The organism is Stenotrophomonas maltophilia group sp. vghtpe118 (genome assembly GCF_052605195.1).
This window is the reverse complement of the sequence record NZ_CP199672.1, coordinates 2,652,463-2,665,219: the sequence shown is the minus strand read 5'-3', so window position 1 is coordinate 2,665,219 and position 12,757 is coordinate 2,652,463. Positions and strand designations below refer to the sequence as shown.

Annotated in this window: 11 protein-coding genes; 6 read left to right on the top strand and 5 right to left on the bottom strand. The window is 68.2% G+C overall.

What is annotated here, in order from left to right; genetic code table 11:
• The first annotated feature begins 39 nt into the window (after window positions 1-39).
• From ACUDTM_RS12200 to ACUDTM_RS12175, 6 genes are all read left to right on the top strand, one after another.
• Window positions 40-837: a ParA family protein gene (locus ACUDTM_RS12200; RefSeq protein ID WP_088496652.1), complete on the top strand. Its 798-nt coding sequence runs from the start codon at window positions 40-42 to the stop codon at window positions 835-837.
• On the top strand, window positions 837-1,760 hold the full coding sequence (locus tag ACUDTM_RS12195; RefSeq protein ID WP_049415931.1) for a ParB/RepB/Spo0J family partition protein: 924 nt from the start codon (window positions 837-839) through the stop codon (window positions 1,758-1,760). The genes ACUDTM_RS12200 and ACUDTM_RS12195 overlap by 1 nt, the downstream gene beginning before the upstream one ends.
• Before the next feature lie 85 nt (window positions 1,761-1,845).
• Window positions 1,846-2,811: an NAD-dependent epimerase/dehydratase family protein gene (locus ACUDTM_RS12190; RefSeq protein ID WP_088496653.1), complete on the top strand. Its 966-nt coding sequence runs from the start codon at window positions 1,846-1,848 to the stop codon at window positions 2,809-2,811.
• 90 nt (window positions 2,812-2,901) lie between these two features.
• Entirely contained in the window at window positions 2,902-3,624 is a 723-nt protein-coding gene (locus ACUDTM_RS12185; protein ID WP_072167786.1) for a glycosyltransferase family 2 protein, read from the top strand.
• Entirely contained in the window at window positions 3,624-3,971 is a 348-nt protein-coding gene (locus ACUDTM_RS12180) for a lipid-A-disaccharide synthase N-terminal domain-containing protein (protein ID WP_049415940.1), read from the top strand. Before ACUDTM_RS12185 ends, ACUDTM_RS12180 begins: the two co-directional genes overlap by 1 nt.
• 256 nt (window positions 3,972-4,227) lie before the next feature.
• Window positions 4,228-6,003 (top strand): DUF885 domain-containing protein, encoded by a 1,776-nt coding sequence (locus ACUDTM_RS12175; RefSeq protein ID WP_088496654.1) that lies wholly within the window; start codon window positions 4,228-4,230, stop codon window positions 6,001-6,003.
• A gap of 95 nt (window positions 6,004-6,098) precedes the next feature.
• On the opposite strand, the gene ACUDTM_RS12170 is transcribed toward ACUDTM_RS12175, so the two are convergent.
• From ACUDTM_RS12170 to ACUDTM_RS12150, 5 genes are all read right to left on the bottom strand, one after another.
• A complete protein-coding gene (locus tag ACUDTM_RS12170; RefSeq protein ID WP_445391343.1) occupies window positions 6,099-9,308 on the bottom strand; it encodes an efflux RND transporter permease subunit in 3,210 nt (1,069 codons plus the stop codon).
• A 10-nt stretch (window positions 9,309-9,318) separates the two neighbouring features.
• Window positions 9,319-10,524 (bottom strand): efflux RND transporter periplasmic adaptor subunit, encoded by a 1,206-nt coding sequence (locus ACUDTM_RS12165; protein ID WP_353761676.1) that lies wholly within the window; start codon window positions 10,522-10,524, stop codon window positions 9,319-9,321.
• Window positions 10,521-11,774: a TolC family protein gene (locus ACUDTM_RS12160; RefSeq protein ID WP_353761678.1), complete on the bottom strand. Its 1,254-nt coding sequence runs from the start codon at window positions 11,772-11,774 to the stop codon at window positions 10,521-10,523. Before ACUDTM_RS12160 ends, ACUDTM_RS12165 begins: the two co-directional genes overlap by 4 nt.
• 56 nt (window positions 11,775-11,830) lie before the next feature.
• On the bottom strand, window positions 11,831-12,169 hold the full coding sequence (locus tag ACUDTM_RS12155; RefSeq protein ID WP_111201077.1) for a hypothetical protein: 339 nt from the start codon (window positions 12,167-12,169) through the stop codon (window positions 11,831-11,833).
• A 167-nt stretch (window positions 12,170-12,336) separates the two neighbouring features.
• Complete coding sequence (locus ACUDTM_RS12150) at window positions 12,337-12,726, bottom strand: RidA family protein (protein WP_053498809.1); 390 nt, start codon at window positions 12,724-12,726, stop codon at window positions 12,337-12,339.
• Window positions 12,727-12,757 lie beyond the last annotated feature (31 nt).

Genomic DNA, 12,757 nt, shown 5'->3' with positions numbered 1-12,757 from the left:
ATGACCGGTCCCAACCATCCGTCGACGAGGCACACCCGCATGGCCCGCATCATCGCCATCGCCAACCAGAAGGGTGGCGTCGGCAAGACCACGACCGCCGTCAACCTGGCCGCTTCCCTGGCCAATGCACCCAAGCGTGTGCTGCTGGTCGACCTCGATTCGCAGGGCAACGCGACCATGGGCAGCGGCGTGGACAAGCGTGAGCTGGCCGCCTCCACCTACGATCTGCTGCTGGGCGAGTCCAGCGCCGCCGATGTACGCGTGCAGACCGCCGAAGGCTACGACCTGTTGCCCGGCAACATCGACCTGACCGCCGCCGAGATCCAGCTGATGGCGCAGAGCGAGCGCGAGCAGCGGCTGAAGCGCGCGCTGGCACCGATCCGCGACGAGTACGACTACATCCTGATCGACTGCCCGCCGGCGCTGTCGCTGCTGACGCTCAACGCGCTGGCCGCCGCCGATTCGGTGATCGTGCCGATGCAGTGCGAGTACTACGCCCTGGAAGGCCTGAGCGCGCTGGTGGAAACCATCGAAGCGCTGCGTGCCGACCTCAATCCGGCGCTGGAGATCGAAGGCGTGCTGCGCACCATGTTCGATGTGCGCAACAACCTGGCCAACGCGGTGTCGGCCGAGCTCACCGAGCACTTCGGCGATCGCGTGTTCCGCACCATCGTGCCGCGCAACGTGCGCCTGGCCGAGGCACCCAGCCATGGCCAGAGCATCGTCGGCTACGACCGCGCCTCGCGCGGTGGCGTGGCCTACCTGGGCCTGGCCGGCGAGATCATCCGCCGCAACAACGAACGCAACAAGGCCACCAAGGCCGTGGAGACCGTCTGATGACCAGCAGCAAGCCGGCAGCCAAGAAGCGAGGCCTCGGCCGTGGCCTGGACGCGCTGCTGGGCCCGAAGGGCGCGGTCAGCCAGGTGCAGGCCACCACGGCGGTGATCGAGCCGCTGCCGGGGGAAGTGCTGCGCAAGTTGCCGGTCGGCCAGCTGCAGCCGGGCAAATACCAGCCGCGCCGCGAAATGGACGAGGGCAAGCTGTCCGAGCTGGCCGACTCGATCAAGTCGCAGGGCGTGATCCAGCCGATCCTGGTGCGCCAGCTGCCGGCGGGCAACTACGAAATCGTCGCCGGTGAACGCCGCTGGCGCGCATCGCAGCTGGCCGGGCTGGACGAAGTGCCGGTGGTGGTGCGCGAGCTGGAAGACCGCACCGTCATCGCGATGGCGCTGATCGAGAACATCCAGCGCGAAGACCTCAACCCGCTGGAAGAAGCCGAAGCGCTGCAGCGCCTGATCAGCGAGTTCACCCTCACCCATGCCGAGGCCGCCGAGGCCGTCGGCCGCTCGCGCGCGGCGGTGTCCAACCTGCTGCGCCTGCTGGAACTGCCGGTGGCGATCCGCCTGCTGCTGGAAACCCGCCGCCTGGAAATGGGGCATGCCCGTGCGCTGCTGACCCTGGCCCCCGAACTGGCCGGCAAGCTGGCCCAGGAAGCGGCCGACGAAGGCTGGTCGGTGCGCGAGGTCGAGCGGCGCGCGCAGGCCTTCGCCGCCGGCAAGGTGCCGAGCAGCCGTCCGGTGGCCACGCCGAAGGTGCAGCAGGCCGACATCGCCTCGCTGGAAACCGAGCTGTCCGAAGCGCTCGGCGCCAAGGTGGCGATCAGCCACGGCCGTGGCGGCAAGGGCAAGCTGATCATCCACTACACCGACCTGGACACCCTGGACGGCGTGCTGGAAAAACTGCGCACGCGCCAGGGCTGAGCCCGGCGCCACATCACGCCGGCCGACGCATCCCCGCGACGTCGGCCACGCCGATGGCAGCGGGGTGCTTTGATCGAGACCCGCGATGACCATCCTGCTCACCGGCGCTGCCGGCTTCATCGGTGCCTACACCGCCCGCGCGCTGCTGGAGGCCGGCCGGGCCGTGGTCGGTCTGGACAACTTCAACGATTACTACGACCCGCAGATCAAGCGTGACCGCGTGGCCGCGCTGTGTCCGGCGCTTGACCTGCGCACCCTGGACCTGACCGACCGCGAAGGCCTGGCCGCGCTGTTCGACGAGGTGCAGCCGACCGCGGTGATCCACCTGGCCGCGCAGGCCGGCGTGCGCTATTCGCTGGAAAACCCGCATGCCTACGTCGACAGCAACCTGGTCGGCTTCGTCAACATGCTCGAGCTGTGCCGCCACCGTGGCGTGCAGCACCTGGTGTACGCCTCCAGCAGTTCGGTCTACGGCGATTCGGCCACGCCGCCGTTCTCCGAAGACCAGCGCGTGGACCAGCCGCGCTCGCTGTACGCGGCGACCAAGGCCGCCAACGAGCTGATGGCCTACACCTACGCGCAGCTGTACGGCCTGCATGCCACCGGGCTGCGCTTCTTCACCGTGTATGGCCCGTGGGGCCGGCCGGACATGGCACCGCTGCTGTTCTCGCGCGCGGTGCTGGCCGGTCGGCCGATCGACGTGTTCAACGAAGGCCGCATGCAGCGCGATTTCACACATGTCTCCGACATCGTCTCCGGTATCCTCGGCGCCCTCGCGCATCCGGCCGACGGTCCGGTGCCGCACCGGGTGTTCAACCTCGGCAACCATACGCCGGTCGAGCTGGAGCGCTTCATCAGCGTGATCGAGCAGGCCGCCGGCCGCCCCGCGCAGAAGGTCTACAAGCCCATGCAGCCCGGCGACATGGTGCGCACGATGGCCGATACCCGGCGCGCACATGACGCTTTCGGCTTCGATGCGGTGACCCCGATCGAACAAGGCCTGCCGCCTGTGGTGCAGTGGTGCCGCGAGTATTTTGGTGATCGCGCCTGAGGACGGATCCTCACGCCGCCGGGTTCATCTTCGGATAACCTCGGTTTCGGAGAATGCGCGGTCTTTGTCCCCCCTTTGGCCGAGTGCCTTATGAGCCAACCCGAGCTTTCCGTTGTCGTCCCGGTGTTCAACGAGCGCGACAATGTTGCCCCGCTGGTCGCCGAAATCACCGCTGCGCTGCGTGGCCGGCTGCCGTTCGAGATCGTCTACATCGACGATCACTCGCGCGATGACACCCTGGCCGTGTTGCAGGGACTGAAGGCGACCACGCCGGAACTGCGGGTGCTGCACCATGTGAACCAGAGCGGGCAGAGCACCGCCGTGCGGACCGGCGTCAAGCATGCGCGGGCGCCGTGGATCGCCACCCTGGATGGCGATGGCCAGAACGATCCGGCCGATATTCCCAAGCTGCTCGCCGCACGCGACGCCGCCGAGGCGCAGGTGAAGCTGTTCGCCGGCTGGCGCGTCAACCGCCAGGACAGCGGCAGCAAGCGCTGGGCCAGCAAGTGGGCCAACGCCATCCGTGCGCGCATGCTGCGCGATGACACGCCCGACACCGGTTGCGGCATCAAGCTGTTCGAACGCAGCGCGTTCCTCGACCTGCCGTACTTCGACCACATGCATCGCTACCTGCCGGCGCTGATGCAGCGTGCCGGCTGGAAGACCATCAGCGTGCCGGTCAACCACCGCCACCGCACCGCCGGCGTGTCCAAGTACAACAACCTCGGCCGTGCGCTGGTCGGCATCCGCGACCTGCGTGGCGTGGCCTGGCTGATCACCCGAAGCAAGCGCACCGCGGTGGAGGAGCGCTGATGGATCTGGAGCTGCACTGGCTGGATCAGCCCTTGACCTGGCTGTACTGGACCGGCCTGCATGTGACCGGCTGGAAGCTGATCGGCTACACCGGCGCACTGATGTTCGGCGGCCGCTGGCTGGTCCAGTTCATCGCCTCCAAGCGCGCCGGCAAGCCGGTCATCCCGCGCCTGTTCTGGTACATGAGCGTGATCGGCAGCCTGATGACGCTGAGCTACTTCCTGTTCTCGGCCAAGCAGGACTCGGTGGGCGTGCTGCAGAACCTGTTCCCGGCGTTTACCGCCCTGTACAGCCTGCACCTGGATATCAAGCACCGCGGCTGGAAGCGCGACAGGGCCAGTCACTGAGGCTGCGCCGGGATGCGGTCTGCCGTGGGTAGAGTCGACTGTCAGTCGACTTTCGCGCGGAGCGCGGGCTTTCTTTGCCACGTCTGGCCGAAGAGCAGCCGACTAGCAGTCGGCTCTACCACGCGCCTTCGGCGCTGGGGCCCCGGCCTGCGGCCGGTTCCCGGTCCTGCCTGCGCTGCAGGCAGGACCTTCGTCCCATGCCATGAGCCGTGGGCGGTGCCATCATCGGGGCCTGCCTTCCCGGGAACCTGTGCTCGTGAAAACCCGCCTTGCCGTTGCCCTGCTGCTCGCCCTGTCCGCCCCCACCGTGGCCTCGGCCGCTGCGCCCACCGCCGCCGCCGCGCCCGCAAGCGTGGCCACCGAATCGCCCGCAGATGCCGCCTTCCGCGCGCTGTACGAGAAGGAATGGAAGTGGCGCCAGCAGGGAGGTGGTGAAGCCAGCGAGGACGAAGACGCGCCCGCCAACGCCACCCGCATGCCCGACGTCGGCCCGGCCGCGCAGCAGGCACGCCTGAAGGTGTGGGACGAGACCCTGGCCGCGCTGAAGAAGATCGACCCGAAGACCCTGTCGCCGGACAACCAGGTCAACTACGCGATCTACCACGACCAGGTGTTCAACCTGGCCGAAGAGACGCGCCTGCGCGGCTACGAAATGCCGTTCAACGCCGATTCCTCGTTCTGGTCCAACCTGTCCTTCATGGCCCGGCGCGAGATGAAGACCGTGCAGGACTACCAGAACTACATCGCACGGCTGAACGACGTGCCGCGTTACTTCGGCCAGCAGACCGAGAACATGCGCGCCGGCCTGAAGCGCGGCTTCAGCGTGCCGCGCGCGGTGCTGGATGGCCGCGAAGTGTCCATCGCCACCGTCGCCGAGCTGAAGGACCCGACCGAATCGCCGCTGTACGCGCCGTTCAAGAAGCTGCCCAACAGCATCCCGGCCGCCGAACAGGCCAGGCTGCAGGCGCAGGCGCGTGAAGCGATCAGCGGCAAGGTGGTGCCGGCGTTCCAGCAGCTGCGCACCTTCTTCGTCAACGAGTACGTGCCGCAGGCGCGCACCACCCTGGCCGCCGAAGCGATGCCCGATGGCAAGGCCTACTACAGGCAGCAGATCCACGAGTACACCACGCTGGACCTGTCGCCGGACGAGATCCACCGCATCGGCCTGGAGGAAGTCGCACGCATCCAGGGCGAGATGAACGACATCATCAAGCAGGTGAAGTTCAAGGGCAGCTTCGCCGAGTTCCTGACCTTCCTGCGTACCGATCCGCAGTTCTATGCGAAGACGCCGGAAGAGCTGCTGTCGCGCGCCGCGTGGATCTCCAAGCGCGCCGATGGCCAGCTGGGCAAGTACATGACGTTGCCGCGCGCGCGCTTCACCATCGTGCCGGTGCCGCCGGACATCGCACCGTTCTGGACGGCCGGCCGCGGTGGCATGGGCACCTACTGGCTCAACACCTACAACCTGCCGTCGCGCCCGCTGTACAACCTGCCGGCACTGACCCTGCATGAATCCGATCCGGGCCATTCGCTGCAGGGCGCGATCGCCGCCGAGCAGAAGAACCTGCCCGAGTTCCGCCGCAACGCCTACATCTCCGCCTATGGCGAAGGCTGGGCGCTGTACTGCGAGAAGCTGGGCGTGGAGATGGGCATCTACGAAACCCCGTACGAGGATTTCGGCCGCCTGACCTACGAGATGTGGCGCGCCGCGCGCCTGGTGATCGACACCGGCGTGCACAGCAAGGGCTGGACCCGCGAGCAGGCGCTGGCCTACCTGCGTGACCACACCGCGCTGAGCGAGCATGAAGTGACCACCGAAGTGGACCGCTATATTTCCTGGCCGGGCCAGGCGCTGAGCTACAAGCTGGGCGAAATCGCCATCGTGCGCCTGCGTGCGCAGGCCGAGAAGGAGCTGGGCGACAAGTTCGACATCAAGGGCTTCCACGACACCCTGCTCAAGCAGGGCTCGGTGCCGCTGCCGGTGCTGGAACAGCAGATCCAGGCCTACATCGCCGAGCGCAAGAAGGCCTGACCGGTACCGGGTAGTGCCGGCCGCTGGCCGGCAATCCGACCCGGTCACCGGGTCGGATCCCTTTCCCGTGGAAAGGGCTCCGACCCCCTCTCACCTCAGCCTACCGCCCGCGGCCTGGCCACCCGTGCTGCGAAGGTCGGCAGCACCAGCAGGGTCAGCACGGTGGCGGTGATCAGGCCACCGATCACCACCGTCGCCAGCGGCTTCTGCACCTCCGCACCGGAACCGCTGGCGATCGCCATCGGAATGAAGCCGACGATCGCCACCAGCGCCGTGGTCAGCACCGCTCGGATGCGGCTGGAGGCACCGTTGATCGCCGCCTGCAACGGCAGGTCGCCGGCGTCCAGGCGTTCGCGGATCGCCTGCATCAGCACCAGGCCGTTCAACGTGGCTACGCCGGAGACGGCGATGAAACCGACCGCCGCCGATACCGAGAACGGCATGCCTCGCAGCAGCAGCGCGAGGATGCCGCCGACCAGCGCCAACGGCACGCAGCTGAATACCAGAATGGCTTCCTTGCCGCTGCGCAGGGCCATGAACAGCAGGCTGCCGATCAGCAGGAACACTACCGGCACCACCGTTGCCAGCCGCTTTTCCGCGCGCTGCAGGTTCTCGAACTGGCCACCCCAGGTCAGATAGGCACCCGGCGGCAGTGCCACGTCGGCTACCGCGGCCTGCGCTTCGCCGACGAAGCCGCCCAGGTCGCGGCCACGCACGTTGGCCTGCACCACCACGCGGCGGCTGCCGTTGTTGCGGCTGATCTGGTTCGGCCCTTCGCTGACCGTGATGCGGGCAACCGACGACAGCGGAATCACCAGCCCCGACGGCGTGGCGATCGGCAGCGAGGCCAGCTGGTCCGGATCGTTGCGCGCGGCATCGTCCAGGCGCACCACCACGTTGTAGCGGCGGTCGCCTTCGAAGATCTTGCCGGCGGCGGTACCGCCGATGCCGGTGGACAGTGCATCACTCACATCCGCTGCAGTCAGCCCGTACTGCGCCGCCGCCACATGATCGATCGCCACGTTCAGCGTGGGCAGGCCGGAGATCTGCTCCACCCGCACGTCGGCCGCGCCCTCCACCGCACGCAGCTTCAGCGCCACCTGGTCGGCTACCTTCTGCAGCTGGCCGAAGTCATCGCCAAAGATCATCACCGCCAGATCGGTACGCACGCCGGAAATCAGCTCGTTGAAGCGCAGCTCGATCGGCTGGCTGAACTCGAAACTGTTGCCCAGCTGCTGCCCGGCCAGCTTTTCGAAACGGGCCACCAGCGCGTCCTTGGCCAACTTCGGATCGGGCCAGTCCTTGCGTGGCTTCAGCACGATCACGCTGTCGGAGATGTTGGTCGGCATCGGATCGATCGCCGCCTCGGCGGTACCGGTACGCGAGAACACGGTTTCCACTTCCGGCTGCTTGGCAATCACCTTTTCCAACGCCAGTTGCATGGCCAGTGACTGCTCCAGCGACGTCGACGGCACGCGCAACGCCTGCATCGCCACGTTGCCTTCATCCAGCGTCGGCATGAACTCGCGGCCCAGCAGCGAGAACGAGCCGATGCCCACCACCACCATCATCACCGCACTGGCCACTACCGTGCGCGGATGCGCCACGGCCTTGCGGATCACCGGCTCGATGCGCGCACGCAGCACGCGTATCAGCCTGGTCTCGTGCTCGCCGTCGTCCGCATGTGCATCGCCGTCCTTCAGCTTCGGCTCGCGCACCAGCAGCGCCGTCATCGCCGGCACGAAAGTGAAGGAGAACAGGAAGGCACCGACCAGGGCCAGCATGAAGGTCGCCGCCATCGGGTGGAACGTCTTGCCCTCCACACCTTCCAGGGTGAGGATCGGCGCGAACACCAGCAGGATGATCAGCTGGCCGAACGCCGCCGGGCGCGCCATCTTCAGCGCGGAATCGGCGGCCACGCGCAGCCGTTCCATCGCGGTCAGCGTCCGGCCCAGTTCGGCGCGGCGCTGGCCCAGCATCAGCAGCGTCGACTCGACCACGATCACCGCACCGTCCACCAGGATGCCGAAGTCCAGTGCACCCAGGCTCATCAGGTTGCCGCTGATGCCGAAGCGGTTCATGCCGATCACCGCGAACAGGAACGACAGCGGAATCACCAGCGCGGTGATGGTGGCCGCGCGCAGGTTGCCCAGCAGCAGGAACAGCACCACCACCACCAGCAGCGCGCCCTCGGTGAGGTTCCGGGCCACGGTCTTGATGGTGGAATTGACCAGCACACTGCGGTCCAGCACCGGTGCGGCCACGATGTCGGCCGGCAGCGAGGTGTTCACCTGTTCCAGACGTGCGGCCGCGGCCTGCGCCACGGTGCGGCTGTTGCCACCGGCAATCATCAGCGCGGTGCCCAGCACGGCCTCGTGGCCGTTGCGGCTGGCTGCACCCAGGCGCGGCGCGCGGCTCAGTTCCACGGTGGCTACATCGGCCACGCGCACCACCACGCCATTGCGGGTGGCCACCGGCGCCTGTGCAAGATCCTCGGTGGTCAGCGCCAGGCCATCGGCACGCACCACTAGGCCTTCGCCGGCCCGCTGCACGAAGCCGGCGCCGGCCTGCACGTTGGAACGCTGCAGGGCAGTGACCAGGTCGGCCAGGCCGAGGCCATGCGCGGCCAGTTTGGCGCTGTCCGGATGCACGCCATATTCCTTGACGTAGCCGCCGACCGTATCGACACCGGCCAGCCCGGGGCTGGAGCGCATCTGCGGCGCGATGATCCAGTCCTGCACGGTGCGCAGGTAGGTCGCGCGCTCTTCCGGCGTGCGCAGCAGGTTGCCTTCCGGCGTGCGGTAGACCTCGCCGGCCTGCCAGCCGGCTTCACCGGGCTTGGCCAGCCTGGCCGGATCGAACGCGGTGAAGTCCACCGTCCACATCAGCACCTCGCCAAGGCCGGTGGTGACCGGCGACAGCATCGGTGATGCACCATCGGGCAGGTCTTCCGATGCCTCGCGCATGCGTTCGGCCACCTGCTGGCGGGCGAAGTAGATGTCGGTGGCATCGGTGAAGATCGCGGTGACCTGCGAGAAGCCATTGCGTGACAGCGAACGCGTGGTGGTCAGGCCGGGAATGCCGGCCAGCGCGGTTTCCAGGGGATAGGTCACCTGCCGTTCGATCTGCTCTGGGGTCAACGCTGGGGCCACCGTGTTGATCTGCACCTGGCGGTTGGTGATGTCCGGCACGGCGTCGATCGGCAGCTTGCCCAGCTGGAACAGGCCCACGGCGGCGATCAGCGCCGCCATGAACACCACCAGCCAGCGGTGGCGCACCGCTGTTTCAATGATCAGCTTGAACATGGTTGCCTCCTCAGTGGCCGTGCTCGGCTTCGCCCTTGGCCAGCTCGGCCTTGAGCAGGAAGGCGTTGGCACCGACGATGCGCTCGTTGCCGCTCAGGCCACCGAGGATCTCGATGCGGTCACCGGCACGGCGCCCGGCCAGTACCGGCTGCGCCTTGAAGCCACCTTCGACGGCGACGAACACCGCGCTGCTGCCATCAACGTTCTGCACCGCATCGGCGGGCACGCTGAGCGAGCCGTCCTGGCCTTCGGTGACCACCACGGCCGATACCGGCGAACCGGCTGGCGGCAGCGACGCATCCACCGGCGTGGCGCGGATCACTGCGACGCCGCCCTGCTGCCGTACATCGGCGGCCGAACCGGTGACGGTAGCGGTGAAGCTGCCACCCGGCACGCTCACTTCCAGCGTCATGCCGGGCATGACCTGTGCAGCCAGCGCTGGCGGTGCGGTGAACACCAGCTCGTTCATCGACGGGTCGGCGACGTCGGCCACCGCACTGCCGGCGGCGACCACACCGCCCGGTGTGACCTGCACGTTGCCGACGATGCCGGCCACCGGGCTGGTGATGCGCACGCGTCCACTGGCATCGGGCGCGCCGTTGGCGGCGGCCTGTGCCTGCGCGGCAGCGGCCTGGGCCTGTGCCGCCAGCGAGCGTGCACGCGAGGCTTCCAGCTCCTGGCGGGCGACCACGCCCTGCTCGACCAGGGCCTTGTCGCGGCCATAGGCCAGGCGTGCGGCCTCGGCTTCGGCGGATGCGGCCAGCGCATTGGCGCGGAACACCGCTGCCTCGCCACTGACCACGATGGCCAGCGCCTGGTTCTGTTTCACCGCCGTGCCCGGCGCGACCAGTACGCGCTCGACGCGGCCGGTCACGGTCGAGGCCACCGAGGCACGGGCACCGACCGAGGGTTCCACCCGACCGGCGAGGCGGGTGGAACCGCCACCGCCGCGACCGACGGCAACCACTTCGATACCGGACGCCTTGATCTGCTCGGGCGTCAGCTGCACCACGCCTTCGTCGGCGTCAGCAGGCGCCTTCGCGATTTCTGCCTTGGCTTCCTTGCTGCTGCCGGCGTGGCCATGGCCATCGTCGGTGCCGGCCTTGGTCGCAGCCGGATCTTCATTGGCAGGTGTCTGCGCGTTGCCAGCGCAGCCGGCCAGCAGCACAGTCAGCAGCATGCCGCCGATGAGCGGAAAAGTACGGGAGAGAGTCATGGGGCCTCCACAAAGGGTGCGCGCCCTTCAAGGCGGGCAAGATCGATTTCCGCGCCGACGCGCGACAGGCGCGCATCCACGGCGGCGGCGCGGGCGGCGATAAGAGCGCTGCGCGTGCTGCGCAGTTCCAGCTGCGAGATGCGTCCGGCGTCGAAGCCGATGCGGGCCAGGCGATACGCCTCTTCGGCGGCGACCACGCTTTCATCGGCGGCGCGGGTTCGGCTGCCGGCGGCCTTCAAACCGGCCACGGCCGAGAGGCGTGCCGCCTCGCTGTCGCGGCGCTGCTGGTCCAGGCGCGCCTCGGCCGCGCGCTGGTCGGCATTGGCGGCGCGGATGCCACCGCGGTTGCGGTCGAACAGCGGGATGCTGATGCCGACGCCGAGGTTGTAGGCACGCTCGCCGCCTTCGCGGAAGCGTGTCTGCGCGGCGGTGACGCTGAGGTCGGGCAGGGCGCGCTTGCGCTCCACCTCGACCAGTTTGCCCGCCGCATCGGCTTCGGCTTCGGCGATGCGCACGGCCAGTGCTACATCGGTGGCACCGCGCGGCAGCGGCGGCGCACGGTCGAGCAGGCTGTCGTCGATCGACTGCACCGGCGCATCCAGCAGTGCAGCACCGGCCAGGCGGGCCAGCGCGGCATCGCGGAAGGCCTGCGCTTCATCCAGCGCGGCGTTGGCGTTGGCCACTTCGCTCTGCGCCTGCACCGCGCGCAGTTGCGGTTCGCGGCCCTGCTTGACCATCGCGTTGACGGCGTTGGCGTCATCGCGGGTGAGGCTCAGTGCCTCTTCGGCCAGGGTGTAGCGGCGCAGTGCACTTTCCGCCTGTGCGTAGACCACCGCCAGCTGGCTGGCCACATCGCTGCGGCTCTGCGCGCCACGCAGGTTGGCCGCCTGTGCCTCGGCGCGGGCCGCACGGACGCGCGCGCCACGCTGGCCCCAGACCTCCAGTGGCTGGGACAGGGTGAGCACAGTATCGGCCCTGCCCATGCCGACATAGGAGCCGGTACCCCAGGCGTTCTCGGCGGAATAGGAGAGTGAAGGGTTGGGTAGTGCGCGGGCCTGGTCGGCGCGCGCATCGGCGGCCTCGGCCAGCGCCGCACCGACGCGGGTGCCGGGCAGCTGGTCCAGGCGTTCAAGCAGGGTGTCATAGGAAGGGGCGGCTTGCGCCGACGCCTGCATTGCCGGGGCCAGGCCCAGCAACACGGCGACGACCCGCCCGGCCGCACGCAGCGACCGAGGTGTCAGGATCGACATAGGGGGATTCCGGTTGTGAGTGAAACGGGAGCCCGCAATCGCGGGACGCGCTCAACTCACGCCCGGGGGGGACGCTTCAATTCATCCTGGGCGACCGCATAGGTCGCCGCGTCGCCGGCATTCATCCAGCGCGCCGGCAGCGGCGCACCGAAGGCGGCGAGGGTGCTGGCCGGCAGGCTCAGGTTGGAGTGGTGGCAGTGGTTGTGGCTGCAGGCACCGGCGTGCTTGCCGTCACTGTCACCCTCGGCATCGTTGGCGTTGCTTTCCACGTGCACCGCAGTGGTGTCGTGCGGTTCGACCGCGCAGGCCAGCACGTCGGCCACCGGCACGACCACGAATGCCGCCATCAGCAGCATCATCAGGTACGTACGCAGTTGGCGGGTGATCCGGCGCATGGAAGGGAGGCTAGCAAGCGGTTTTCGCCGGATACAATATCAATGGCCGCTTCGGGAATACGTCGGATTCTCCCGTTCAGGTGGACCGGGCGCGGGGTCGGATCCCTTTCCTCCGGAAAGGGCTCTGACCCCACCGCGTTGCCGGCCAGCGGCCGGCACTACCCGGGTCACGGCAGCTTCGCGATCACCTTGATCTCGAACTGGAACCCATACAGCCAGGTCACACCGATACCGGTCAGGGTCGGGTGCGGCGCCTCGCCCCAGTACTCGGGCACGATCGCCCAGGCCTTCTCGAAGTTCTTCTCCGGATCGACCAGGAACACGGTCACGTCGATCACGTCATCGAAGGTGCAGCCGGCGGCAGCCAACACCGCATTGAGATTCTCGAAGGCGCGGCGCACCTGGGTTTCGAAGTCCGGTTCGGGCGAGCCGTCCTCGCGGCTGCCGACCTGGCCGGAGACGAACAGGAAACCGCTGGATCGGATCGCCGGCGAGTAGCGGTTGCGCTCGTACAGGGCCTGGCGGCCGGTGGGGAAAACGACATCACGCTGTGACATGGGAAGGAATCCGTGGGAGAGAACGCCATCC

Coding starts and splice junctions, on each gene's coding strand:
- ACUDTM_RS12165 (WP_353761676.1), bottom strand. CDS start 10,524: ATGACTCTCTCCCGTACTTTTCCGCTCATCGGCGGCATGCTGCTGACT.
- ACUDTM_RS12195 (WP_049415931.1), top strand. CDS start 837: ATGACCAGCAGCAAGCCGGCAGCCAAGAAGCGAGGCCTCGGCCGTGGC.
- ACUDTM_RS12200 (WP_088496652.1), top strand. CDS start 40: ATGGCCCGCATCATCGCCATCGCCAACCAGAAGGGTGGCGTCGGCAAG.
- ACUDTM_RS12185 (WP_072167786.1), top strand. CDS start 2,902: ATGAGCCAACCCGAGCTTTCCGTTGTCGTCCCGGTGTTCAACGAGCGC.
- ACUDTM_RS12180 (WP_049415940.1), top strand. CDS start 3,624: ATGGATCTGGAGCTGCACTGGCTGGATCAGCCCTTGACCTGGCTGTAC.
- ACUDTM_RS12170 (WP_445391343.1), bottom strand. CDS start 9,308: ATGTTCAAGCTGATCATTGAAACAGCGGTGCGCCACCGCTGGCTGGTG.
- ACUDTM_RS12190 (WP_088496653.1), top strand. CDS start 1,846: ATGACCATCCTGCTCACCGGCGCTGCCGGCTTCATCGGTGCCTACACC.
- ACUDTM_RS12155 (WP_111201077.1), bottom strand. CDS start 12,169: ATGCGCCGGATCACCCGCCAACTGCGTACGTACCTGATGATGCTGCTG.
- ACUDTM_RS12160 (WP_353761678.1), bottom strand. CDS start 11,774: ATGTCGATCCTGACACCTCGGTCGCTGCGTGCGGCCGGGCGGGTCGTC.
- ACUDTM_RS12150 (WP_053498809.1), bottom strand. CDS start 12,726: ATGTCACAGCGTGATGTCGTTTTCCCCACCGGCCGCCAGGCCCTGTAC.